Annotated in this window: 21 protein-coding genes; 19 read left to right on the top strand and 2 right to left on the bottom strand. The window is 64.5% G+C overall.

Translation table 11 applies throughout. The features are described from left to right. The first annotated feature begins 102 nt into the window (after positions 1 to 102). The 11 genes from ACEN9Q_RS24860 to ACEN9Q_RS24810 all read left to right on the top strand — a co-directional run bounded on the left by ACEN9Q_RS24860 (position 103) and on the right by ACEN9Q_RS24810 (position 17,663). Positions 103 to 3,213, top strand: a complete 3,111-nt coding sequence (locus tag ACEN9Q_RS24860; RefSeq protein WP_056437643.1) for a DEAD/DEAH box helicase — start codon at positions 103 to 105, stop codon at positions 3,211 to 3,213. A gap of 167 nt (positions 3,214 to 3,380) precedes the next feature. Next, entirely contained in the window at positions 3,381 to 4,505 is a 1,125-nt protein-coding gene (locus tag ACEN9Q_RS24855; RefSeq protein WP_495626381.1) for a PAS domain-containing sensor histidine kinase, read from the top strand. 72 nt (positions 4,506 to 4,577) lie between these two features. After that, on the top strand, positions 4,578 to 5,258 hold the full coding sequence (locus ACEN9Q_RS24850) for a response regulator transcription factor (protein ID WP_495626380.1): 681 nt from the start codon (positions 4,578 to 4,580) through the stop codon (positions 5,256 to 5,258). Between the two features lie 148 nt (positions 5,259 to 5,406). Beyond that, positions 5,407 to 6,114 carry a transposase gene (locus ACEN9Q_RS24845; RefSeq protein ID WP_495626379.1) on the top strand — a complete coding sequence of 236 codons (708 nt, stop codon included), beginning with the start codon at positions 5,407 to 5,409 and terminating at the stop codon, positions 6,112 to 6,114. A 199-nt stretch (positions 6,115 to 6,313) separates the two neighbouring features. Next, entirely contained in the window at positions 6,314 to 11,029 is a 4,716-nt protein-coding gene (locus tag ACEN9Q_RS24840) for a glutamate synthase-related protein (protein ID WP_056437656.1), read from the top strand. A 188-nt stretch (positions 11,030 to 11,217) separates the two neighbouring features. Continuing rightward, positions 11,218 to 12,681 carry a glutamate synthase subunit beta gene (locus ACEN9Q_RS24835; RefSeq protein ID WP_495626378.1) on the top strand — a complete coding sequence of 488 codons (1,464 nt, stop codon included), beginning with the start codon at positions 11,218 to 11,220 and terminating at the stop codon, positions 12,679 to 12,681. Positions 12,682 to 12,803: 122 nt separating this feature from the next. Further along, complete coding sequence (locus ACEN9Q_RS24830; protein ID WP_495626377.1) at positions 12,804 to 13,742, top strand: PA14 domain-containing protein; 939 nt, start codon at positions 12,804 to 12,806, stop codon at positions 13,740 to 13,742. 43 nt (positions 13,743 to 13,785) lie between these two features. Beyond that, the gene (locus tag ACEN9Q_RS24825) at positions 13,786 to 14,685 is read left to right on the top strand and encodes an NAD(P)-dependent oxidoreductase (RefSeq protein WP_495626376.1); all 900 of its coding nucleotides are present in this window, start codon (positions 13,786 to 13,788) and stop codon (positions 14,683 to 14,685) included. 160 nt (positions 14,686 to 14,845) lie between these two features. After that, entirely contained in the window at positions 14,846 to 15,430 is a 585-nt protein-coding gene (locus tag ACEN9Q_RS24820; RefSeq protein WP_495626375.1) for a PAAR domain-containing protein, read from the top strand. Between the two features lie 2 nt (positions 15,431 to 15,432). After that, complete coding sequence (locus tag ACEN9Q_RS24815) at positions 15,433 to 16,422, top strand: VRR-NUC domain-containing protein (RefSeq protein ID WP_495626374.1); 990 nt, start codon at positions 15,433 to 15,435, stop codon at positions 16,420 to 16,422. After that, positions 16,419 to 17,663, top strand: a complete 1,245-nt coding sequence (locus ACEN9Q_RS24810) for a type VI immunity family protein (protein ID WP_495626373.1) — start codon at positions 16,419 to 16,421, stop codon at positions 17,661 to 17,663. The genes ACEN9Q_RS24815 and ACEN9Q_RS24810 overlap by 4 nt, the downstream gene beginning before the upstream one ends. 53 nt (positions 17,664 to 17,716) lie before the next feature. On the opposite strand, the gene ACEN9Q_RS24805 is transcribed toward ACEN9Q_RS24810, so the two are convergent. Continuing rightward, positions 17,717 to 18,724 (bottom strand): CapA family protein, encoded by a 1,008-nt coding sequence (locus ACEN9Q_RS24805; RefSeq protein ID WP_056437677.1) that lies wholly within the window; start codon positions 18,722 to 18,724, stop codon positions 17,717 to 17,719. A 1-nt stretch (position 18,725) separates the two neighbouring features. Further along, the gene (locus ACEN9Q_RS24800) at positions 18,726 to 19,364 is read right to left on the bottom strand and encodes a dienelactone hydrolase family protein (protein WP_495626372.1); all 639 of its coding nucleotides are present in this window, start codon (positions 19,362 to 19,364) and stop codon (positions 18,726 to 18,728) included. 376 nt (positions 19,365 to 19,740) lie between these two features. Between ACEN9Q_RS24800 and ACEN9Q_RS24795 the strand changes: the two genes are divergently transcribed. From ACEN9Q_RS24795 to ACEN9Q_RS24760, 8 genes are all read left to right on the top strand, one after another. Next, on the top strand, positions 19,741 to 20,544 hold the full coding sequence (locus ACEN9Q_RS24795; protein ID WP_495626371.1) for an ABC transporter ATP-binding protein: 804 nt from the start codon (positions 19,741 to 19,743) through the stop codon (positions 20,542 to 20,544). Beyond that, positions 20,541 to 21,320, top strand: a complete 780-nt coding sequence (gene mlaE / locus ACEN9Q_RS24790) for a lipid asymmetry maintenance ABC transporter permease subunit MlaE (RefSeq protein ID WP_056437687.1) — start codon at positions 20,541 to 20,543, stop codon at positions 21,318 to 21,320. Before ACEN9Q_RS24795 ends, mlaE begins: the two co-directional genes overlap by 4 nt. Before the next feature lie 21 nt (positions 21,321 to 21,341). Next, positions 21,342 to 21,815, top strand: coding sequence for an outer membrane lipid asymmetry maintenance protein MlaD (gene mlaD / locus ACEN9Q_RS24785; protein ID WP_056437690.1), 474 nt, complete (start codon positions 21,342 to 21,344; stop codon positions 21,813 to 21,815). Next, positions 21,815 to 22,717 (top strand): MlaA family lipoprotein, encoded by a 903-nt coding sequence (locus ACEN9Q_RS24780; RefSeq protein WP_495628994.1) that lies wholly within the window; start codon positions 21,815 to 21,817, stop codon positions 22,715 to 22,717. The genes mlaD and ACEN9Q_RS24780 overlap by 1 nt, the downstream gene beginning before the upstream one ends. Before the next feature lie 76 nt (positions 22,718 to 22,793). Further along, positions 22,794 to 23,447: an MlaC/ttg2D family ABC transporter substrate-binding protein gene (locus ACEN9Q_RS24775; RefSeq protein WP_056437693.1), complete on the top strand. Its 654-nt coding sequence runs from the start codon at positions 22,794 to 22,796 to the stop codon at positions 23,445 to 23,447. Positions 23,448 to 23,449: 2 nt separating this feature from the next. After that, positions 23,450 to 23,725 (top strand): STAS domain-containing protein, encoded by a 276-nt coding sequence (locus ACEN9Q_RS24770; RefSeq protein WP_495626370.1) that lies wholly within the window; start codon positions 23,450 to 23,452, stop codon positions 23,723 to 23,725. Positions 23,726 to 23,966: 241 nt separating this feature from the next. Next, entirely contained in the window at positions 23,967 to 24,914 is a 948-nt protein-coding gene (locus tag ACEN9Q_RS24765) for an ABC transporter ATP-binding protein (protein ID WP_495626369.1), read from the top strand. Continuing rightward, positions 24,911 to 25,678: an ABC transporter permease gene (locus tag ACEN9Q_RS24760; protein WP_056437699.1), complete on the top strand. Its 768-nt coding sequence runs from the start codon at positions 24,911 to 24,913 to the stop codon at positions 25,676 to 25,678. The genes ACEN9Q_RS24765 and ACEN9Q_RS24760 overlap by 4 nt, the downstream gene beginning before the upstream one ends. Positions 25,679 to 25,681 lie beyond the last annotated feature (3 nt).

Here is a 25,681-nt window from a genome sequence, read left to right as displayed (position 1 = left end):
CGTAAAGTTTTGCCCACTACGTGCGATTCCGAACAAAACTGTACGGGTCGCATGAGGGATAATAGGAATTGTTGTTTTTTCAAATATAGACTCGTGAGACCCATGCACACAGTTGATTTTCATCGCGACGACACCAGCGACGCACCTCCGGCCCGAGCACCCGCACGCGCTCCCGCCCTGCCCGCACCGGTGTTGAGCTGGCTGCAAAGGGTCGAGGCGGCAGCACATCCCCAGCCGAAGCTGACCGCGGAAGTCACTGACCCCAAGGCCGTCCAGTACAAATTCGTTTATGTCATGGCCCCGACCAGCGGCGGCCGCCACGTCGCGATCTGCCTGTGCAAGGCGCGCCTGCGCCCGAACGGGGACGTGGCCGCGGCCAGCCCGGTGAGCGAGGTGTTCTCGCTGCTGTCGGCGCCGCCGGCCTACCTCGAAGGCGACGACGAGGACCTGGTCCGGTTCTTCATCGCCATGCGCAGCGGCTCCAACCAGAGCACGAGCGCGACCGAGCCCAAGGGCAAGGTCGGCGCCATCCTGCTGCAGCAATTGCTCGACCAGGGAAAACTGCTGTGGGCGAACTCGTGGTCCGACATGACCAACGGCCTGCTGTATCCGCTGCAGGCCGGTCCCGTGCGCAAGGCCGATCTCACGTGGCGCGACGAAGGCCGCGCGGCCAAGCTGGGGTGGTCGGTGGAACCGTCCAAGGGCGCGACGCATGCCGGCGCCGACCTCGTCGACTACATGCTGCCGACCGACCCGCCGTGGTACATCGACAACCTGTCGTGCGGGCCGCTGGACCTGAACCGCGGCGGCATCGACATCTCGCTGGCCGAGTTGCAGGCCCTCGTGTCGCAGGCGCCGCCGCTGGCCGGCAACGATAAGAAGCGCGTGTCGCAACTGTTGCTGGCGCATGGCCTGCAGCAGCTGATGCCGCTGCCGCAGCCGCTCACGCAGCGCATCCGCACGGATGTCGAGCCGCAGCCGCACCTGCTGCTCGACGCCATCCCGCAAGCCGAAGGCAATGGCCAGCGCTGGCAGGACTTCGCCGTGCTGTCGTTCGACTACGACGGCCAGCGCATCTCGTTCGACCCGGCCCAGCGCGTCGTGCGCCAGATCGGCGACGTCACCGAGATCATCCAGCGCGACGACGCGCTGGAGGCCGCCGCGCTGGACGCGCTGCACAAGCTGGGCTTCCGCAAGCCGGCCACGGCGCCGTTGTCGGCGTTGTCCGGCGCGCAGGTGCTCGACAGCCAGGCGCACTGGTTGCGCTTCGCCGAGAACGACCTCGACGCGCTGTCCGACCTCGGCTGGCACGTCCAGAAGTCGCCGAAATACCGCTACGACGTGGTGCCGGTCGAGGACTGGTATGCCGAGATCGACGAGCCGCCCGAGGCCGGCAATGCCTGGTTCGAGCTGGAGCTGGGCATCGTCGTCAACCGCAAGCGCGTGCCGCTGCTGCCCGTGCTGGTGCAACTCATCCGCACGGCGCCGCTCGACTTCAATCCGGACGTGCTGGCCGCGCATGCCGAGGCCGACCAGATGCTGGCGACCTTGCCGGACGGCCTGCGCGTGGCGCTGCCGTGGGGCCGTGTAAAACCGATCCTGTCGACCCTGGGCGAGCTGTATTTCAACGACAAGATCAAGAACAAGGTCCGCCTGTCGACCCTGGACGCGGCGCGCCTGGAAGAACTCGCGAAAGGCACCGAGCTGAACTGGTCGGGCGGCGAGCGCCTGCGCGAAACGGGCCGCAAGCTGAGCCAGTTCGGCAAGGTGAAAAAGGTCGACGCGCCGAAAGGCCTGCAAGCCACCTTGCGCGACTACCAGCTCGACGGCCTCGCCTGGATGCAATTCTTGCGCGAATACGACTTCGGCGGCATCCTCGCCGACGACATGGGTCTCGGCAAGACCGTGCAGACGATCGCCCACATCCTGACGGAAAAGGAAGCGGGCCGCCTGACGAATCCGGCGCTCGTGATCGCGCCGACGAGCCTCATGACGAACTGGATGGAAGAAGCCGCGCGCTTCGCCCCGGACCTGAAGGTGCTCCTGCTGCAGGGCAAGGAGCGCATGGAGCTGTTCGACCGGATCGACGGCGCCGACATCGTGCTGACGACGTACGCGCTGCTGCCGCGCGACGAGGAAAAGCTGCGCGAGCACCAGTACCACCTCGTGATCCTGGACGAGTCGCACTACATCAAGAACACGCGCTCGAAGGCGGCGCAGACGGCCGGCTCGCTGAACGCGCGCCACCGCCTGTGCCTGTCCGGCACGCCGCTGGAAAACCACCTGGGCGAGCTGTGGTCGCAATTCCACTTCCTGCTGCCGGGCCTGCTGGGCGACGAAAAGACCTTCAATACCCAGTTCCGCCACCCGATCGAGCGCCAGGACGACCCGGTACGCCGCATGCTGCTGAACCGCCGCATCAAGCCGTTCCTGCTGCGCCGCACGAAGGACAATGTGGCGAAGGAATTGCCGGAAAAAACGGAGATGATCCGCCGCATCGAGATCAGCGGTCCGCAGCGCGACCTGTACGAGACCGTGCGCCTGGCGATGGACAAGAAGGTGCGCGAGGAAATCGACCGCAAGGGCGTGGCGCGCAGCCAGATCGTCATCCTGGAAGCGCTGCTGAAGCTGCGCCAGGTCTGCTGCGACCCGCGCCTGGTGAAAGCCATGCCGGGCAAGAAGAACACGGCGGCCGTGTCGGCCAAGCTGATCGACCTGATGCAGATGGTCGACGACCTGCTGGGCGAAGGCCGCAAGATCCTCGTGTTTTCGCAATTCACCAGCATGCTCGGCCTCATCGAGGAAGAACTGGATGCGCGCAAGATCCCGTACGCCATCCTGACGGGCGAAACGCGCGACCGTTCCGCACAGGTGGCGGCATTCCAGCAGGGCGCCGTGCCGATCTTCCTGATCAGCCTCAAGGCCGGCGGCGTGGGCCTGAACCTGACGGCGGCCGATACCGTGATCCACTACGACCCGTGGTGGAACCCGGCGGCCGAGAACCAGGCAACCGACCGCGCCTGGCGCATCGGGCAGGACAAACCCGTGTTCGTCTATAAACTCATCGCGAAGGGCACGCTGGAAGAAAAGATCCAGCTGCTGCAGCAAAAGAAATCCGAGCTGGCCGCGTCGATCCTGGCCGAAGGCGAGTCGCAGAAGATGGCGCTCACGCAGGAAGACCTGCAGGCGATCTTCGCGCCGCTGGACGAATAAGCGGCCATCGTGCACCACATGAGGGCAAGCCGGCCGGCTTGCCCTTTTTATTTGCACATGCATATATCGAATATGCGTGATTCGTGCAACGGCCGGCCCCCGGTTGTCTATGCAAAGTATTGCTTCGGACACTATACTTATCTGCTGCATAACCTCTGGAAAGTTTTATGACGGACATCGCCACGGCAGACGCCTTTCGCACGATTGCCGAACTGGGCGGCGACCTGGCCTTCATTCTCGATTGCGCCACCCGGCGGCCCGCATACGTCAGCCCCGGTGTCGACGAGATGCTCGGCTATTCCATCGCCGACATCCGCGCGCAGCTGGAGAATGGCGGCGACGGTCCGCTGGCGGTCCTGTGCGCCGGCTTGCCCGAGCGCCTGGCCCGGTTTGCCGCCGGCGACGGTTCGCGCCTGCGCGTGATGCGCGAGTTCGACCTGCGCCGGCCGGACGGGAGCGAGGTGGCCGTCGAGGTGATCTCGACCCTGGCGCTGGACGACGGCGGTCAGCCGCGGGCGCTGCTGGGCCTCGTGCGCGACGTGTCCGCGCGGCGCGAGCGGGAGCGCGAGCGCAAGCGTTTCGCCAGCATGCTGAACCACGAATTCCGCACGCCGCTGTCGACCATCGACGGCGCCATCCAGCGGTTGGAAGCCTTGTGCACGAAGGCCGACGAGGCGACGCGTCAGCGCTACCGCAAGATCGCCACGGCAACGGACCGCCTGATCGCGATGCTGGACGATTATCTGTCGCCGGAGCGCATGGCCGCGCTCGGCAGCCAGCGGCGCGAGAATACGGTGGGGCCGCGCCTGTTGCTGGAAGAACTGGTGGCGCAGGCGCGCGTGGCCGGGCGTCCCGTGACGCTGGCGGCGGGCGAGTTGCCGGCAACGCTGCGCGGCGAACCGTCCGGCCTGCGGCTGGCGCTCAAGGTTTTATTGGACAATGCCTTGCGCTACACGCCGGCCGGCACGACGCTGCACGCGACGGGACGGCGGGTCGACGGCGGCATCGAACTGGCGTTGCGTGACGAGGGCGCCGCCGTGCCGCCGGGCGACGTCGGGCGCATCTTCGACAAAGGCTATCGCGGCGCGAACGCGGAGGGCATCGCAGGCAGCGGTCTCGGGCTGTACATGGCCCGCTCCGTCGTTGAAGTGCATGGCGGCAGCTTGACATATGCATGTCATCCCGAGGGGGGCGCCGAATTCAGGCTATGGCTACCGGTACAGGAAAGCGGGGCAAAAGCTCTTGCTTCCGGATTGACCAGCAGTGATAATCGGAATGGCGACCGGGGTTAGCCGCCCGACAACGGAAGGCACAAGACCTGCCCGAGGCCGGGAAATACGAAACAAGGAAACATGGCAAAACCCATGACGCAAATACTGATTGTTGAAGACAATGGCGAATACGCAGGCGACATGGCCGATTTCCTCAAGGAACTCGGCCATGAGGTCACGATCTCGACCACCGCCAGCGACATGTGGGCCGCGCTGACGCGCACGCCGGCGGCCGTGGTGGTGCTCGACCTGGGCCTGCCCGACGAGGATGGATTCAATGTGATCCCGCGGATGCGCCAGCTGTATCCCGAAATCGGACTGCTGGTGCTGACGGGCCGGGTGGCGTTCGACAACCGCATCCTCGGTCTGCGCCTCGGCGCCGACCATTATTTGACCAAGCCGATCAAGTTCCCGGAACTGGCCGCCCACATCGAGGCGCTGGACCGCCGCGTGCGTCCGTCCGAGCCGGCACCCACGCCGAGCAAGTGGACCCTGCGCGTCTCCGCCCGCCAGCTGGAGCTGATGGGCAAGGTGATCGACCTGACGGAAAAAGAGTGCAATTTCCTGCACCTGCTGACCATCAACACCCGGCCCGTGCCGCGCCAGGTGATCGTGGCCGGGATGGGCGGCGACGACCCGGACGCCAGCCGCCGCGTCGACATGCTCGTCTACCGTCTGCGCAAGAAGGCGCGGACGGGCCTCGGCCAGGACCTGCCGCTGCGCAGCGCATACGGCGAAGGCTACAGCCTGTCGGCCGGGTTCACGCTGGCCTGATTATCAGGGACAGGGTCGTCCGGGACCAGTTGCTGCTTGTAAATAAATGGGGACAATGCAGGTCCCCATTTTAACGTCTGCGAATTTAATCGGGGACAGAGCGGGGCGGTTGCGCTAGAATCGCGTTTTCGACGCTTTACACGACGCCATGGCCCGCCAACCCCGCCTGATCCTGCCGAACCAGCCGCACCTGATCATCCAGCGCGGCAACGACAACCAGCTGATCTTCCGCGACGACGACGATCACGAGCGCTTCCTCGGCTGGCTGAAGGAGTGCGCCCGTTTCTACAAGGTGGCCGTGCACGCCTACGTGCTGATGCCGGACCACGTCATCATCCTGGCCACGCCCGCCGACGAGACGGGGTTGGCCCTCATGATGCAGAAGGTCGGCCGCTATTACGTTCCCTGGTTCAACAGCCGGCATGGCCGGACGGGCACCCTGTTCCAGGGCCGTTTTCGCACGTCTCTCGTCGATGCCGCCGCCTACCTGCTGGCCTGCACCCGCTACCTCGAACTCGCACCGGTGCAGGCCGGACTGGCGTCGGCGCCCTACGAATACCGCTGGTCCAGCTATGCCCACCATGCGGGCATCCGGCCGGATCCGCTCGTCACCGAACACATGCTGTACTGGGGCCTGGGCAACACGCCGTTCCAGCGCGAAGCCGCGTATATCGAATTCGTGCAGCAGGGCTATGGCAGCGACGAAGGGGGATTGATCACGACGGCACTGAGCAAAGGCTGGCCGGTCGGCTCGCATGCGTTCAAGGCCGAGCTGGAGGTCAGGACGAAACGCCAGATCCTGCCGGCCAAGCGGGGGCGGCCGTTCAAGGTCAAGGACACCGCCGCGGCCGATTGAATCCACCGTTCGTCGCGCCGGGCCGGCCAATCGCGTCCGCGACGTCCTGAAATCGTCCTTATTCACTATGTCCCCAATTATTTTTAACCGTTAAAAAACCTGATTTAATTCGACTCCGACCCTAATTGTTGTCATTGATGTTTACTGAAGTCTGTTTTATTCTCGGCCTTCAATATCTTCAAAATGCAGCGGAGCCCCCATGATTGCCCAAGGTTTGTACGATCCCGCCAATGAACACGACGCCTGCGGCGTCGGTTTCGTCGCCCATATCAAGGGCAACAAGAGCCATTCCATTGTTGAACAGGGTCTGTTGATCCTGAAGAACCTGGACCACCGGGGCGCCGTCGGCGCCGATGCCCTGATGGGCGACGGCGCGGGCATCCTGATCCAGATCCCCGACCAGTTCTACCGCGACGAGATGGCCAAGCAGGGCATCGAACTGCCGCCGCCGGGCGAATATGGCGTGGGCATGGTCTTCCTGCCGAAGGAAAACGCGTCGCGCATCGCCTGCGAACAGGAAATCGAGCGCGCCGTGCGCGCCGAAGGCCAGGTCGTGCTGGGCTGGCGCAACGTGCCGGTGGACGACGCCATGCCGATGTCGCCGACCGTCCGCGCCAAGGAGCCGGTCATCCGCCAGATCTTCATCGGCCGCGGCCCGGACGTGATGGTCACCGATGCGCTCGAGCGCAAGCTGTACGTGATCCGCAAATCGTCGGGCCACGCGATCCAGGCGCTGAAGCTGAACCACGGCAAGGAATTCTTCGTGCCGTCGATGTCGGCGCGCACCGTCGTCTACAAAGGCCTGCTGCTGGCGGACCAGGTCGGCGTGTACTACAAGGACCTGCAGGACCCGCGCTGCGTGTCGGCCCTGGCCCTCGTGCACCAGCGCTTCTCGACCAACACCTTCCCGGAGTGGCCGCTGGCCCACCCGTACCGCCTGCTCGCGCACAACGGCGAGATCAACACCGTCAAGGGCAACTTCAACTGGACCCGCGCGCGCGAAGGCGTCATGAAGTCGGCCGTGCTGGGCGACGACCTGAATAAACTGTTCCCGCTGATCTATGAAGGCCAGTCGGACACCGCCTGCTTCGACAACGCGCTCGAACTGCTGGTCATGGCCGGCTACCCGATCGCCCAGGCGATGATGATGATGATCCCGGAAGCCTGGGAAAACCACGCGACGATGGACGAGAACCGCCGCGCGTTCTACGAATACCACGCCGCGATGATGGAACCGTGGGACGGCCCCGCCGCCATGGCCTTCACCGACGGCCGCCACATCGGCGGTACGCTGGACCGCAACGGCCTGCGTCCGGCCCGTTACATCGTCACCGACGACGACCTGGTCGTGATGGCGTCGGAATCGGGCACGCTGCCGATTCCCGAATCGCGCATCGTCAAGAAATGGCGTCTGCAGCCGGGCAAGATGTTCCTCATCGACCTGGAAGCCGGCCGCATCATCGACGACAAGGAACTGAAGGACACCTACTCGAACGCCAAGCCCTATAAGGCATGGATCAAGTCGGTGCGCATCAAGCTCAACGAAATCAAGCTGTCGGAAAGCCAGCTGTCGCAGAACCGTGCGAAGGATGCGCAGGGCGAGAAGGCGGCCATTTCCCTGCTGGACCGCCAGCAGGCGTTCGGCTACACCCAGGAAGACCTGAAATTCCTGATGGCCCCGATGGCCGTGCTGGGCGAGGAAGCCACCGGCTCGATGGGTAACGACTCGCCGCTGGCGGTCATGTCGAACAAGCTGAAGCCGCTGTACTCGTACTTCAAGCAGCTGTTCGCCCAGGTCACGAACCCGCCGATCGACCCGATCCGCGAAGCGATGGTGATGTCGCTCGTGTCGTTCATCGGTCCGAAGCCGAACCTGCTGGACACGAACAACGTGAACCCGCCGATGCGCCTCGAAGTGTCGCAGCCGATCATCGGCTTCGACGACATGGCACGCCTGCGCAACATCAGCCTGCACACCGGCGGCAAGTTCAAGTCGTATGAACTGAACATCAGCTACCCGGTCGCCTGGGGCAAGGAAGGCATCGAAGCGTCGCTGGCCTCGCTGTGCGCGGAAGCCGTCGACGCGGTGAAATCGGGCCACAACATCCTGATCGTCTCGGACCGTAACCTCAACGCCGACCAGGTCGCGATCCCGGCGCTGCTGGCGACGTCCGCGATCCACCAGCACCTCGTGCAGCGCGGCCTGCGCGCTTCGACGGGCCTCGTCGTGGAAACCGGTTCGGCCCGCGAGACGCACCACTTCGCGCTGCTGGCCGGCTACGGCGCGGAAGCCGTGCACCCGTACCTGGCGCTGGAAACGCTGGTCGACCTGGCGCACACGCTGCCGCACGAGATGGCCGCCGACAAGGCGATCACCAACTACACGAAGGCGGTCGGCAAGGGCCTCATGAAGGTGATGTCGAAGATGGGCATCTCGACTTACATGTCGTACTGCGGCGCCCAGATCTTCGAAGCCATCGGCCTGAACAAGTCGCTGGTCGACAAATACTTCCGCGGCACGTCGTCGACGGTGGAAGGCATCGGCCTGTTCGAAGTGGCCGAGGAAGCGCTGCGCCTGCATGCGCAGGCCTTCGGCAAGGACCCGGTCCTGGCCCACTCGCTGGACGTCGGCGGCGAATACGCCTTCCGCGTGCGCGGCGAAGACCACCTGTGGACCCCGGACGCCATCGCCAAGCTGCAGCACTCGACCCGCGCCAACAACTTCAGCACGTACAAGGAATACGCGCAGATCATCAACGACCAGAGCCGCCGCCACCTGACGCTGCGCGGCCTGATGGAATTCAAGATCGATCCGGCCAAGGCGATCCCGCTGGACGAAGTCGAACCGGCCAAGGACATCGTCAAGCGCTTCGCCACCGGCGCGATGTCGCTGGGCTCGATCTCGACCGAGGCGCACGCCACGCTGGCCATCGCCATGAACCGCATCGGCGGCAAGAGCAACACCGGCGAAGGCGGCGAGGACCCGGCGCGCTACATGGGCGAGTTCAAGGGCATCAAGATCGCCAAGGGCGAGTCGCTGGCGTCGATCCTGGGCAAGGACCGCGTCGTCGCCGACATCCCGCTGCTGGAAGGCGATTCGCTGCGTTCGAAGATCAAGCAGGTGGCATCGGGCCGTTTCGGCGTGACCGCCGAATACCTGGCGTCCGCCGACCAGATCCAGATCAAGATGGCGCAGGGCGCCAAGCCGGGCGAAGGCGGCCAGCTGCCGGGCCACAAGGTGTCCGAGTACATCGCATCGCTGCGCTTCTCGGTGCCGGGCGTGGGCCTGATCTCGCCGCCGCCGCACCACGACATCTACTCGATCGAAGACCTGGCGCAGCTGATCCACGACCTCAAGAACGCGAACCCGCACGCATCGATTTCGGTGAAGCTGGTCTCGGAAGTGGGTATCGGCACGGTCGCCGCCGGCGTCTCGAAGGCGAAGGCCGACCACGTCGTCGTCGCCGGCCATGACGGCGGCACCGGCGCATCGCCGCTGTCGTCGGTGAAGCACGCCGGCACGCCGTGGGAACTGGGCCTCGCCGAGACCCAGCAGACCCTCGTGCTGAACGGCCTGCGCAGCCGCATCCGCGTCCAGGCCGACGGCCAGATGCGTACCGGCCGCGACGTCGTCATCGCCGCCCTGCTGGGCGCCGACGAAATCGGCTTCGCGACGGCACCGCTCGTCGTCGAAGGCTGCATCATGATGCGCAAGTGCCACCTGAACACCTGCCCGGTGGGCGTGGCGACCCAGGACCCGGAACTGCGCGCCAAGTTCTCGGGCAAGCCGGAACACGTCGTGAACTACTTCTTCTTCGTCGCCGAAGAAGCGCGCCAGATCATGGCCCAGCTGGGCATCCGCACCTTCGACGAACTGATCGGCCGCGCCGACCTGCTGGATAAATCGAAGGCCGTCGGCCACTGGAAAGCGCAAGGCCTGGATTTCTCGAACATCTTCTATCAGCCGAAGGTGGACGACAAACGCCAGCTGCTGCACACGGAAGTCCAGGACCACGGCCTGGACAAGGCCCTGGACCACAAGCTGATCGCGCAGGCCAAGGCCGCGCTGGAGAAGGGCGAGCGCGTCTCGTTCATCTCGCCGGTGAAGAACGTCAACCGCACGGTCGGCACGATGCTGTCGGGCGAAGTCGCCAAGCGCTACGGCCATGCCGGCCTGCCGGACGACACGATCCACATCCAGCTGCAGGGCACCGCGGGCCAGTCGGCCGGCGCGTTCCTGGCGGCGGGCATCACGCTGGACCTGGTGGGCGAAGGCAACGACTACGTCGGCAAGGGCCTGTCGGGCGGCCGCATCATCGTGCGTCCGAACACGGAGTTCCGTGGCTGGGCCGTCGACAACATCATCGTCGGCAACACGGTGCTGTACGGCGCGATCGCCGGCGAAGCCTTCCTGAACGGCGTGGCCGGCGAGCGTTTCGCGGTGCGTAACTCGGGTGCGACGGCGATCGTCGAAGGCGTGGGCGACCACGGCTGCGAATACATGACCGGCGGCACCGTCGTCGTGCTGGGCGACACCGGCCGCAACTTCGCGGCGGGCATGTCGGGCGGCGTGGCGTACGTCTACGATCCGAAGGGCGAGTTCGAGCAGAAGTGCAATACCGCGATGGTGGCACTGGAGAGCGTGCAGTCGACCAAGGAACAGAGCGACAAGGCCAGCTGGCACAGCCAGACCCGCAACGGCGAGCGCGAGTCGGACGAAGCGATCCTGAAGCGCCTGATCGAGCGTCACTTCAAGCACACCGGATCGACCCGTGCGCGCAACCTGCTGGACGACTGGGCCAACAGCCGCAGCAAGTTCGTCAAGGTCTTCCCGACCGAGTACAAGCGCGCGCTGGAAGAGATGCACAACAGCAGCATGGAAGAAGCCAACGACAAGATCGAACTGGCTGCCTGATGCCGCAACGGCTGCGTGCCTGCTGAACTTGGGCCCCCGCCTGCGCGGGGGCGACGGAACAAACTTAGCGTTCATTATCACCGTTAGCGTTTGAACGTCGTTCCCGCGGAGGCGGGAACCCAAGTTGAGTGACCTAAGCCACGCGCTTCGCATCTCTTTAGACCGAACCGAAAACGATAGGAATACAAATGGGTAAGATCACCGGCTTCATGGAATTTCAGCGCCAGGAAGAAGACCACCTGGAACCCGCTGCCCGTCTCAAGAACTACAAGGAATTCTCGATCACCCTGACCGACGCGCAAGCGAAGGTACAAGGTGCGCGCTGCATGGATTGCGGCATCCCGTTCTGCAACACCGGCTGCCCCGTCAACAACCAGATCCCCGACTGGAACGACCTGGTTTATCACGGCAATTACCGCTACGCCGTCGACAACCTGCACTCGACGAACAACTTCCCCGAGTTCACGGGCCGCATCTGCCCGGCACCGTGCGAATCCGCCTGCACGCTCGGCATCAACAACGAACCGGTCGGCATCAAGTCGATCGAGCGCAAGATCGCCGACGCCGGCTGGGAACACGGCTGGATCGTCCCGCAACCGGCTGCCAATAAAACCGGCAAGAAGGTCGCGATCGTCGGTTCCGGCCCCGCGGGCCTGGCCGCCGCCCAGCAGCTGGCGCGCGCCGGCCACGACGTGACGGTGTTCGAGAAGAGCGACCGCATCGGCGGCCTGCTGCGCTACGGCATCCCCGACTTCAAGATGGAGAAAGACCTGATCGACCGCCGCGTCGAGCAGATGAAGGCCGAGGGCGTGACCTTCCGCACCTCGACCCTGATCGGCAAGGACTTCCCGGCCGCCGTCAGCAACATGGCGCGCGACACCATCTTCCCGGAAGACCTGGCGAAAGACTTCGACGCCGTCATCATGGCCGGCGGCGCCGAGCAGCCGCGCGACCTGCCGGTCCCGGGCCGCGACCTGAAGGGCGTCCATTTCGCGATGGACTTCCTGCCGCAGCAGAACCGCGTCAACGCCGGCGACAAGGTCAAGGACCAGATCAAGGCCACCGGCAAGCACGTGGTCGTGATCGGCGGCGGCGACACCGGCTCCGACTGCGTGGGCACGTCGAACCGCCACGGCGCCGCATCCGTGACCCAGTTCGAACTGATGCCGATGCCGCCGGAGCAGGAAAACAAGCCGCTCGTGTGGCCGTACTGGCCGACCAAGCTGCGCACGTCGTCGTCGCACGAAGAGGGCTGCGAGCGCGACTTCGCCGTCGCCACCAAGCGCTTCGAAGGCAAGGGCGGCAAAGTGGAAAAAGTGATCGCCTGCCGCGTCGAGTGGAAAGACGGCAAGATGGTCGAAGTGGCCGGTTCGGAATTCGAACTGAAAGCCGACCTCGTGCTGCTGGCGATGGGCTTCGTCTCGCCGGTGCAGCAAGTGCTGGACGCGTTCGGCGTGCAGAAGGATGCGCGCGGCAACGCCCGCGCCACGACGGATGGCGAGGTGTGCTACCAGACGTCGGTGCCGAAGGTCTTCACGGCCGGCGACATGCGCCGCGGCCAGTCGCTCGTCGTGTGGGCGATCCGCGAAGGCCGCCAGTGCGCCCGCGCCGTCGATGAATTCCTGATGGGATCGTCGGTACTGCCGCGCTGATCGCCGACCGGCGCTCTCGACCCCGGACACCCTGCAACGCTTCGGCTTGCAGGGTGTTTTTATTTTGATATTATTGTTCGACTAACGAACGTATTCCTTTCGAAGTGGCCACATGGAGGCGTATGCATCCCATGCAGCGGACCGCCAACCGGCGCGCAATGGCGATTGCGCTGCTGCTTCATCTGTTGTTGTTGCTCGCCCTCCTGCGCTGGCGGTCCCGGCCGCCCGAACCATCCGTGCCCCCGGTGCGCAGCACGGTCGTCATGATCAGGCTGCCCAAGCCGCCGGTAAAAAAGATCCCCAAACCCGCCGCTGCCGGCATCAAGCTCGCCGCGCGTCCCAGCGTCGGGTTGCCGACCGCCAGGACGATCGAACGCCAGCTGGCGACCGCGCCCAAGCTCGACGTCGAGCCCCAGTTGAGCCGCATCGCGGTCACCGCCCCGCTTCCGAACCTGGCGGCGATCGACGTCGCGGCGAATACGGTCGGCACCGGCGGCACCGGTAGCGCGGGGGCCGGCGCCGGATCGACCGGCAGCGGCAGCGGTGGCACCGGCAACCTGTTCGAGGAATGCGCGGACGCGCCCGGCCGGCCGATGGTGGCCGACGTGTATCGCCTGCCGTCGCGGACCGACTCGGTGGCGGCGATGCGCCAGCGTACGCCGGTCAAGCGCGTGTGCCTGTCGCAGCTCGACATCACGCCGCGCTCGTTCCGCGAGGGCTTCCCGGGCCTGGGCACGTTGGTCGAATGGTTCGGCCTCGACATCCGTTTTAACGTCAATATCGCCCAGGCCGGCACGTGGGACCTGGCGCTGGTGTCCGACGACGGCGCGATCCTCAGCATCGACGATGCGGACGTCATCGACAACGACGGCGTGCACGGACCGACGGCGCGGCTCGCGCGCGTCAGGCTGCCCGGCGGCGTCCGTCATTTCCGCGTGCGCTACTTCCAGGGACCGCGCGAGCAGATCGCGCTCGTCCTGGTATGGAGAAAGCAGGGCGAGAAGGACTTCGACTACATTCCCGGCAGCCTCCTCGGCCGTTCCGCCATGCCAGCCCGCTGAAACTGCTAGCATGCGGTTTCTGACCAATTCATGGAGACAACGGATGGATATCGGCTACGTGGGCCTGGGCGGCATGGGACATGCCATGGCCAGCAACCTGATTAGTAAAGGCCACACGCTGCGCGTCTGGAACCGTTCGCCGGGCAAGGCGGCCGACCTCGTCGCGCAAGGCGCGACGCGCGTCGATCATCCCGGCCAGGCGGTCGCCAGCGACGGCATCGTGTTCACGATGGTGGCGGATGACGCCGCGCTGGACCAGGTCGTCGGCGGGCCGGACGGCATCGCCGCCAGGCTGGGGCCGGGCGGCATCCACGTGTCGATGAGCACGGTCTCTCCCGAGACGACGCAACGCCTCGCCGCCCTGCACGCCGAGCGCGGCGCCGCGTTCATCGCGGCGCCCGTGTTCGGCCGTCCGGTCGCGGCGGCGTCCGCCATGCTGTTCATCCTGTGCGCAGGTGACGCCGCCGCGCGCGCACGCGTGCTGCCGCTGCTCGCGACGATGGGCCAGCGCGTGTTCGAGCTGGGCCCCGACCCCGTGTCCGCCAGCATCGTCAAACTGGGCGGCAATTTCATGATCATGGGCGTCATCGAGGCGATGGCGGAAGCGGCGACCCTGTGCGAAAAATACGGCGTGCCGCGCACGGCCATGATGGACGTGATGACGCAATCCATTTTCGCGACGCCCTTGTACGTCAACTACGGCAAGTTGATCGCGCAGCACGACTACGCCAATCCCGGTTTCAAATTGTCGCTGGGGCTCAAGGATGCGAAGCTCGTGCTGGGCGCCGCCAGCAACGCGCGCGTGCCGATGCCGCTGGCCAGCATGATGCACGACCGTTTTCTGTCCGCGCTGGCGAAGGATCGCGGCGAGCTCGATTGGACCGCGGCCGCGCTGAACGTGTCGGAAGAAGCGGGGCTACGTTCTCCACTTTCGCGGCCATAGTTTCCGATACGGGCAGCCAGCCTGTTACATCCGCGGGCGTCGATCACATCGGCGCCCGTTTCTTTTTGCGAGACATCAAACCCCGTTCAGTTCAATCACGCGACGATACGGTCTTGCGCAAAGTAAATCTTTACGACAAGATTGTTAAAAAAGGAAACATATGGCAATTGTCGGCTTCATCGTCAAGGGGGACAGGACGTCGCACGGCGGTCAGGTGGTCGAATGCACCTCCCATCGCTCGATCGACGGCCTGCTGGTGGCGCGGGTCGGCGATCTGGTCTGGTGCCCACGTTGCAACCGCATGACAAAGATCGTTACCAGCCGCTTTCCGCAGGTAACGGACAACGGCGTACCGAGTGCCTTCGACCTGGACACGACGGACTGCGGTGCGGTGCTCTACTCGCGGCACAACAATCATGCAGGTTATGGCTCCAACGACGCTCCCGCAAGCAGTCCGGCAACCGCGCAGGCGGCAGCGCCCGCGCCGCGCAGCACGGAGGAAGCGGCAAGCGTCCAGGAGCATTTCGTCCTTCGCGAAGACGGCACAGGAAAGGAGCTTGCCGGCGTGAAGTACACGCTGCGTACTGCCGACGGGCGGGAGATCGAGGGGGAAACGGATGAGCATGGGCGTACCGGCGTGGTATGGACCGATAGCCCCGAAGGAATGCAGCTCGTGCTGGACATGGTGAACGATGCCGGCGACGACCCCTACCATTATTCGGAAACGATCACGGACACCCTCTGACCATGCCGGACGATCAGACCAAACCCCGGCGGCGCGTCGTCGGACGCTCGAAAACACATGCGGGATCGCACGGCAAGACGCTGGTCCTTTCGAATCCGCTGGACCGCGGCTACCTGTGCCAGAAAATGTGCGGGTGCAATGCCGGGACGACGATACTTAACACGCTCGGGCACGAACTGAAACAGCGCTGCACGACCGCGCGGATCTGGGCGGACGAGGAAATCAACCAGCTGGTCTGGCGTTACAAGGCCGAGGTTGGATTCAGCATGAAGACGAATCCGCCCAAGCCGCTGATGAGCATCGAGCAACCGAACCGGCCGAGCCGCTTCCCGCTCGGACGTGCGATGGGCGAGGGATTGTTCAAACGCGATCTGGAAGGCCGGCCCCAAAAAGGACTGCTGCGCATACCCGATTGCATCATCCTGAACGCCACTGGCGCGGAACTCGCGGCGATGCGGGCGAGTGGCAAAATCGACTGGGAGCGACTGATACCGGTGAAGCAGAACATCGAAACTGTCCTCGAAATCAAGTTCGCTGGCGATCAACTCGACCCTTCTCAACGAAAAGCATACGAAAAAATTGCCGGACGGGACCGTTTCAGACTTCTCGAAATCAGCGACTGCGATTGCGGTAAAAAGCGCCTGGCCCCCGTTACCGCACCGGTGCGTGTTCCTGTCGTCACGCCCATGAAACGTGAATCCGAAGAGGTACGGCGTTGGTATCAACTTCCGCAGCCCCAACCATCGCCAGCACCGCCGCCTCAACCACAAATGCCACAATATGGTCCCACTGCGGCACCCGGTGATCATCGCACCCTTGCCGACTATCTGAAGGCGAATCCCGGCAAGACCGGCGTGGTACTGGCGGGTGTGATTCTGCTACTCATTCCAGCAACACGCGCGCTCATCGTCGGAGCCGCTGGCGCAGCGCTACTGGTCACGTCAACAGCCGCGAGCGCCGCGTCCAATCAGAAGAAAAAGGAAACGAAATGACGGTCAATAACGAACTTGAAAAAATCGAATCATTGCGGTCGGATTTCGAGTACATCGATGGCGAAACCGACGGCGTTGTCATGACCGTTGGCTTCGTCGGCTCCTTTTATTTTTGGGGAGGCCATACCGTTGCCAAGCGCCTCGCCCTTGTCGAGTGCTTCGAAGCGTACGGGGCAGCCTACGGCAGCCATCTCAAATGGGGATGGAACCCGGACAGTTGGCGCCCCGTCAACCTGACGAAAAAGCCGTTTCCGACTCTGCGCGAATATATAAAACCGCTCGATGAGGACGATGCGATCATGTGGTATCTGTCATCGGCACACGATCCGGAAGAAGTGGGCAATTATGTAGCCAGTTGTCTAACAGAACGTGGATGGGAAGAAGATGAACCCTCGTGCTTCCATTTCCAGCTCCCTCTCGAGCATGCGTTCGACACGGAAAAACTAAGGGTGCTGGAATCATTCTTGACGCTATGTGCCGAAAAGCTCATTCCGTTCCACGGCGTTGCCGGACTGGCGGCGATGACAGTCGAACAGGGTCTGAGGTGGGAGCCGGAAGCGCTGGATTTGGCAACCCGTTATCGTGCACTCTACATCGAAGACATAGTCGCCGATCTCCCGCGTGCACCAGACGGACTAAAAGGCGTCAACTGGCTTACTTTCGTCGGCGATCTGCTCACCGAACGCCTCGGCGGCCCGAAGGCATTCGCCGCATATTGCCAACGATTTAATGTCCAACCCGAGCGGTATGCAAATGGCTTCATCATCCGCGCCGGTGCCACGCCGCAGCTCGGCCCGGTTGACGAACCGCCGCCGGAAGCCTACGTACGCGCCAACGCGGCGATACGCCCACTCCGCAACGGCAAGTACGAATCGATGGGCAGCGGCTCCATCGACGGTGAACTGCGTTTCAATCGATGCACGTCCGACCTCTGGATACGCCGCTTCGACGGCCCGGGCATCTGGCCGCCGGCATCCTTTGCCGGACTGCCGCGCGGTCCGGTCGGCACCGAGCCTGCGAAGAAAGTGCGGATCGAAACCGGAAAACCATGCGTTGTTCATGGCCGCTACCGCAAGTACCCGCTGGAGCCGGCGCAACCCGGCGACGGCGCCGACGACATTCGCGGCCCGATGGTCGTCCTTCTGCCCGGCGATCTCGCCCCGTTCCACGTCACGCTCGGCCCGCACGGCGAATTCGTGAGCCGTGAAGTCGCCACGTGGGAACTGGTCGCTGAATTGTGATGGTGCAAAATAGTGTCGGAAGAGGCGGGCCTGCGCAGTTGATCGTGCGCTGATCACTCGTGCGCCGGCGTCGCATCCGGCTCGATGACGAGCAGATCGCCGTCCAGCCGCGCCGTCGTGCCGAGGTCGCGGCACAGGGCCTGCATGCGGGTATCGATCCACGTGCGCTGCGTATGGCCGGCCGGCGCCGCGCGGCCTTGGCGGATGAATATGGGGTGCAGCACGATGCGGCGCAGCGCGTCGGCGCCCAGCTGCACCTCGAACAGCAGTTGATGGTCGTTGCGCAGGTCCGGATCGACGGCGTAGTCGTCGACGAGGTCGCCGGCCGCGTACAAGATCGGCCAGCCCCGGTACAGCTCGATGCCGTGGAAGACGTGGGCGCTGTGGCCGTAGACGATCTTCCAGCCGATGTCGATCGCGGCGTGCGCCAGGCGGCGCAGGTGCGGGCCGGGCGCCGTCACCCTGTTCGGCCCCCAGTGCAGCGACAGGATGGGCCAGCGCACGCCGGCCGCGCGCAGGGGCGCGAGCGCGCGTGCGAAGGCGTCGATGGCGGCCGCCTCGTCGTGCAGGTCCAGCCAGGCGATGCCGGGATGGTCGTCCGTGGCGGCGAAATCGTCCTGATGGTCGCAGAACGCCGCCATGCCGACCAATACGTCGCCGCAGGGCACGACGGCCGGCGACTGCGCCCAATCCAGGTCGGGGCCGGCGCCCGTGTGGGCGATGCCGTGCGCGTCCAGGATGCGCAGGGTGTCGGCCAGGCCCTGCACGTCGTAGTCGAGGCTGTGGTTGTTCGCCAGGCTGACGAGCCGGATGCCGGCGTCAAGCAGCGCCTGGCCGGCCTCGGGCAGGGCGGCGAAGTAATATGCCTTGGGGGCGCCGTGCCAGCGCCCGGTGCTGTCAGTGAGTGCGCACTCCAGGTTGACGATGGCGAGGTCGGCCGCGCGCAGCAGGGGAGACACGGCGTCCAGCGGCGCGTGGATGCCGTCGCGCCGCATGACGTCGCGCACGTGGCGGCCCAGCATGGCGTCGCCGCCGAACATGAGGCGCAGGTCGGCGGCCATTTTAGTGGCGCGGGAACTGCCCGGTGAACCAGTCGGACGCCTGTCGCGCCACCTCTTCCAGCGTGCCCGGTTCTTCGAACAGGTGCGTCGCGCCGGGCACGATCACCAGCCGTTTCATGCAGCCCAGTTCCGCATAAGCCTGCCGGTTCAGGGCGATGACGGGTTCGTCGGCGCCGCCCACGATCAACAGGGTGGGCGCTTCGACGGCGCGCAGCGCGTCGACGCCGGCCAGGTCCGGCCGCCCGCCGCGCGAGACGACGGCCGCGACGGGCACCGCCGGATCGGCCGCCAGTTGCAGCGCGGCGGCCGCGCCCGTGCTGGCGCCGAACAGGCCGAGGGGCAGGGCCAGCGTCGCTTCCTGCGCGCCCAGCCAGGCGGCGGCCGTGCGCAAGCGGTGCGTGAGCAGGGCAATGTCGAAGCGGTTGTGGTATTGCCGGTCCTCGCCCGCCGTGAGCAGGTCCAGCAGCAGGGTGCCGATGCCGGCGTCGCGCAGCACGTGCGCCACGTGGTTGTTGCGCGGACTGAGCCGGCTGCTGCCGCTGCCGTGCGCGAACAGGACGATACCCAGCGCGCCGTGCGGCAATTCGAGCATGCCTTCCATCGTCGCCGCGCCGCTGTCGATGTGGACCAGGGATTTCATGATCGTTGGACCGCCAGGACGGGCAAAAATTCGCCGCCCGATTGTTAAACATGGCAGGTGCCGCATCGTTTTGAAGACCGGGATCGTCCCGTTCCCGGCGCCGGGGACATGCCTTCCCGGCGGTGGCCGCGAGCCCGGCGGCGCGACTCTCGAACGCGGGTTTCCACGTGGAATTTGTTACGATATTTTAATGATGCGAAACAATGGGCGTATGCATAAGTTAGTAAAAACAAGCACTTATGTTCAAAAATATCTGACTCATGATTTATTAATGTTGTAATATCACGTCGATAACATGGCTGGAATTCGGCCGTGTCCTGCAGGCCTTGCCGTTTCTGCACTACAATAGGGGATTCTCCAAATACCAATATTCACTGTGTCCAACCTCGTCGAAATCCGCGATCTGCATTTTTCGTATGGCGATCGCCCGATCCTGCAGAACCTGAGCATGGACTTCCCGCGCGGCAAGCTGATTGCCGTCATGGGCGGCTCCGGTTCGGGCAAGACGACGGTGCTGCGTCTGATCGGCGGGCAGATCAAGGCTCAGCGCGGGACCGTCGCGGTGAATGGCGAGATCGTGAACCAGCTCGATACGGACGGCCTGTATCGCCTGCGCCGCAAGATGGGCATGCTGTTCCAGTTCGGCGCCCTGTTCACCGACCTGACCGTGTTCGAGAACGTCGCCTTCCCGCTGCGCGAGCACACGGACCTGCCGGAGGAACTGATCCGTGACCTGGTGCTGATGCGCCTGAACGCCGTCGGCCTGCGCAATGCGGCCAATCTGAAGCCGAACGAGATCTCGGGCGGCATGGCGCGCCGCGTGGCGCTCGCGCGCGCCGTCGCGCTCGACCCCGCCCTGATCATGTACGACGAACCGTTCGCCGGCCTCGACCCGATTTCGATGGGCGTGACCGCGAACCTGATCCGCAACCTGAACGACGCGCTCGGCTCGACGTCGATCGTCGTCTCGCACGACGTGAACGAGACCTTCATGATCGCCGATTATGTGTATTTCCTGTCCGCCGGAAGGATCGTCGCCGCGGGCACGCCGGACGAGATGCGCCGCTCGGCCGACCCGTACGTCAAACAGTTCGTGAATGCCGAGCCGGACGGGCCCGTGCCGTTCCACTATCCCGGCAAGTCGCTGGCCGAAGACCTGGGCATCGGAGGCAAGCGATGACCAATTTCCTGGCAGCCATCGGCGGCTTCGTCCTCGATACCTTTGCCCGCGTCGGCTTCGTCACGCGCTCGTTCTTCGGCCTGGCCGCCAAGGCGCCCGGCGCGCTGCGCCGTCCGGCGCTGATTTCGGAACAGGTCCACTTCATCGGCAATTATTCGCTGCTGATCATCACGGTGTCCGGCCTGTTCGTCGGCATGGTGCTGGCCCTGCAGGGGTATTACACGCTGAGCCAGTTCGGCGCCGAGGAAAAGCTGGGCCAGCTCGTGGCGCTGTCGCTGCTGCGCGAACTCGGTCCGGTCGTGACGGCGCTGCTGTTCGCCGGCCGCGCCGGCACGTCGCTGACGGCGGAAATCGGCCTCATGAAGGCGGGCGAGCAATTGACCGCGATGGAAATGATGGCCGTCAACCCGATCCAGCGCGTGCTCGCGCCCCGTTTCTGGGCCGGCCTGGTCGCCATGCCGGTGCTGGCCGCCGTGTTCTCCGCCGTCGGCGTGATTGGCGGCTACCTGGTCGGCGTGCAGTTGATCGGCGTGGACGAGGGCGCGTTCTGGTCGCAGATGCAGGCGAACATCGACGTGCGTCGCGACATCCTGAACGGGGTCATCAAGAGCTTCGTGTTCGGCATGGCCGTGACGTTCACGGCGCTGTTCCAGGGCTATGAAGCGCAGCCGACGCCGGAAGGCGTGTCGCGCGCCACCACGCGGACCGTCGTGATCGCGTCGCTGATGGTGCTGGGGCTGGACTTCATCATGACCGCCTTGATGTTCAACAAGTAATCTGAATAGTTGGGAAAATTTATGCATCGTAAATCCATTGACGTCTGGGTCGGCCTTTTTGTCCTGTTGGGTGCGTTAGCGCTCCTTTTCCTTGCACTCAAAGCCGGTAACATGAGCACGATTTCGTTCAGCAAGACCTATGCGATCACGGGCCGGTTCGACAATATCGGCGGCCTCAAGCCGCAATCGCCGGTCAAGAGCGCGGGTGTGGTCGTGGGCCGCGTGGGCGCCATCGCCTTCGACGACAAGACTTTCCAGGCCCTCGTGCGCCTCGATTTGAACCCTGCTTACAAGTTTCCGAAAGACAGTTCCCTGAAGATCCTGACGTCGGGTCTGCTGGGTGAGCAATACATCGGCATCGAAGCCGGCGGCGACACGAACAATCTCGTCGAAGGCGACCGCATCACCCGTACGCAGTCGGCCGCAGTGCTCGAAGACTTGATCAATCAATTTATTTACAGCAAGGCAGCCGAAGGAAAGGACAGTAGCAAATGATGAACCGCAATGACTCCGCCCCGCCGCGCACGCGCACCGGCCTGGCGCTGGCACTCGGTGCAGCCGTACTGTTGAGCGGCTGCGCGACGACCGCCAATCCCAAGGACCCGTTCGAGAAGTTCAACCGCGCCATGTTCAGCTTCAACGACTCGGTCGACCGCGTCGCCCTGAAGCCGGCCGCCACCGCGTACAAGAACGTCACCCCGATCTTCGTGCAAACGGGCGTGAACAATTTCTTCGGTAACTTGACGGACCTGTGGAGCTCGCTGAACAATTTCGCCCAGCTCAAGGGCAAGGACGGCCTGAACGATTTCATGCGTTTTGCCGTCAACTCGACCCTCGGCCTGGTCGGCGTGCTCGACATCGCCACCCCGGCCGGCATGCGCAAGCATAACGAAGACTTCGGCCAGACCCTCGGTTTCTGGGGCGTGCCGAGCGGTCCGTACTTGATGTTGCCGTTGCTGGGCCCATCTACGGTGCGTGACACCGCGGCCTTGCCGGGCGACTGGTGGGGCGACCCGTGGACCCACGTGAACGATGTGCCGTGGCGTACCGGCGGCATCGTCCTGCGCGCGGTCGACCAGCGCGCGAGCGTGCTCGACGCGTCGAACCTGCTGGAAGACGCCGCCCTCGACCGCTACGAGTTCATCCGTGACGGCTATATGCAGCGCCGCAGCAGCAAGGTGCTCGACACGGACAAGGCGCAAGAGCGCGCCGACAAGGTCCACGAAAAGCTGGAAAAGGTTCAGGAGAAGGTCGAGTCGAAGCTGGGCGTGAAGCTGGGCCCGAAACCGGCCCCGGAAGACGGTGCGGACGAGCCCGCAACCGCGCCGGAGACGGGTTCGGCGCCGAATAATCCGCCTGTGCCGGCGCCCGTGTCATCCGAACCGGTCCGGAAATAGTTAACTACGGTACAGCCAGGCCGTCCGCGCACTACGCGGGACCGCCGGGTCAGACCCAACCCAATAAAGGAAGCGTATGAAGCCCATCGCAAAACTGATCGTGACCGCCGCCGCCGTGGCCATGTCCACCGCCGTTCTCGTGGCGCCGGCCCGTGCCGCCGTCGAAGCACCGGACGCGCTCGTCAAGCGCGTCAGCACCGACGTCATCGACAGCGTCAAGGCCGACAAGGACATCCAGGCCGGCAATACCCACAAGATCATGGATCTGGTGAACTCCAAGATCCTGCCGTACGTGGATTCGGACAAGATGACCGCCCAGGCCGCAGGCCGATTCTGGCGCCAGGCGACGCCGGCGCAGCAGAAGCAGCTGGCGGAAGAATTCCGCACGCTGCTCGTGTACACCTACGCCGGCGCGCTGTCGCAGATCAAGAATGAAACCATCGAGTTCAAGCCGTTCCGCGCCGACCCGGCCGACACGGAAGTCGAGGTGAAATCGCAGGTCAACCTGACCCGCGGCGAGCCGATCACCCTGAACTATCGCCTGTCCAAGGGCCCGCAGGGCTGGAAGATCTTCGACCTGAACGTGCTGGGCGCCTGGCTGGTCGAGACCTACAAGAGCACCTTCGCGTCGGAAATCGGCAAGAACGGCATCGATGGCCTGATCAAGAAGCTGCACGACCGCAACGAGCAGCTGGCCAACAAGCCGCTGGCCAAGGCGGCGCAAAAGTAAGCATGGCGGAAGCGAACCCCATGCTCTCGCTCGACGCCCTGACGTTCGGCAACGCGGAAGCGGCGCTGGCGCAGGGCTGCGCGGCCGTGTCCGCCGGCGAAACCGTGTTCGACCTCGGCGGCGTCAAGGCCGCCGACTCCTCGGCCCTGGCCCTGATGCTGGCGTGGCAACGCCGCGCACAGGATCAGGGGCGCAGCCTCAAGTTCATCAATGTGCCGGCCAACGTCGATGCGTTGGCAAAGTTGTACGGCGTCGACGGGCTTCTCGGCCGGGCCTGATCACGCACCGATGCCGTGGGCGGCGTGTCCGTTACGCGATCGTTACGCGTGGGCGGAGGCCGCCCACCCTACGGCTCGTTAAATCGTAGGGCGGGCGCGGCCGGCGTAGGCTCGCCGAGCCCACGCGAACGCCGGCATGACGCCGGCGTTCGCAAACATGCCATGTCCGGTTGGATATGGCATTTTCTTCTATAATGGCCCGTTTCCCCCGCACGGTTCCGTCCTTTCGGATTCCCAACGCATGACAGCAGCCATCCAGATCGACAGCGTCGAGAAAAGCTACAAGGGCTTCAAGGCCCTCAAGGGCGTTTCATTGAACATCGAGCAAGGCGAGTTCTTCGGCCTGCTCGGACCGAACGGCGCCGGCAAGACCACCCTGATTTCGACCATCGCCGGCCTGATCCGCCCGGACGTGGGCAGCGTGCGCATCCACGGCCATGACGTCGTCAAGGATTTCCGTGCCGCCCGCATGGCGCTGGGCGTCGTACCGCAGGAACTCGTGTTCGATCCGTTCTTCACCGTGCGCGAAACCCTGCGCCTGCAGTCCGGCTACTTCGGCCTCAAGAACAACGACGCCTGGATCGACGAGGTGATGGAAAACCTCGACCTGACGCCCAAGGCGGACGTCAACATGCGCGCGCTGTCCGGCGGCATGAAGCGCCGCGTCCTCGTCGCCCAGGCCCTCGTGCATAAACCGCCCGTGATCGTGCTGGACGAGCCGACGGCCGGCGTCGACGTCGAACTGCGCCAGACCCTGTGGAAGTTCATCTCGCGCCTGAACCGCGAGGGACACACGGTCGTCCTGACGACGCACTACCTGGAAGAAGCGCAGGCCATGTGCCAGCGCGTCGCCATGCTCAAGACCGGCAACGTCGTCGCGCTGGACACGATGTCGCAGCTGCTGCGCCGCGTGTCCGGCTCGTCGCTCGTCGTGCACCTCAAGCACGGCACCCTGCCGGACGGCCTGCGCCACCTCGTCGCGCACAACGAACACGACGAGGGCAAGAACAACGGCGGCAACACGTACACGCTGCGCGTCAACGAGTACGGCGAAGTGGAAGGCATCCTCGCGCGCCTGCGCGAATCCGGCGCCGACATCGACGAGATGCAACTGCAACAGGCCGACCTGGAAGACATTTTTATCCAGATCATGGAAGGCGCATCTCAAGCTGGAGCATCGGTACGATGAATCTGTTCTCCGTGGGCTTCAAGACCCTGTTTTTTAAAGAAATCCTGCGTTTCTGGAAGGTCGCGACGCAGACCATCGCCGCGCCCGTCGTCAGCGCGATGCTGTATCTGCTGATCTTCGGCCACGTGCTGGACGGCCGCGTGCAGATGCTCGACGGCGTGAGCTACACGTCGTTCCTCGTGCCCGGCCTCGTGATGATGAGCGTGCTGCAGAACGCGTTCGCCAACTCGTCGTCCTCGCTGATCCAATCGAAAATCACGGGCAACCTCGTGTTCATCCTGCTGCCGCCGCTGTCGCACGTCGAGATCCTGTCGGCCTACGTGGTGGCCTCCGTCGTGCGCGGGCTGGCCGTCGGTTTCGGCGTGTTCATCATCACGGCGTGGTTCGCGCACCTGAGTTTCGTGGCGCCGCTGTGGATCGTCGTGTTCGCGCTGCTGGGCGCCGGCATCCTGGGCACGCTCGGCGTCATCGCCGGCATCTGGGCGGAAAAATTCGACCAGCTGGCCGCTTTCCAGAACTTTTTGATCACGCCTGCAACATTTTTGGCCGGTGTGTTCTATTCCATTAAGAAACTTCCGCCGTTCTGGCTGGCGGTCTCGCATTTCAACCCGTTCTTTTATATGATTGACGGGTTCCGCTATGGTTTCTTCGGCCAGTCCGACGTGTCGCCCTGGACCAGCCTGGCCATCGTCGCCGTCTTCTTCGTGGCCCTGGCCGCTATCGCAATCAATCTGCTTCGCCGCGGCTACAAGCTGCGCCACTGACAA

It is taken from the genome of Massilia sp. Masssp93, from assembly GCF_059491295.1.
The sequence above is the reverse complement of the archived record's forward strand: the minus strand, read 5'-3'. Positions and strand labels throughout refer to the sequence as shown.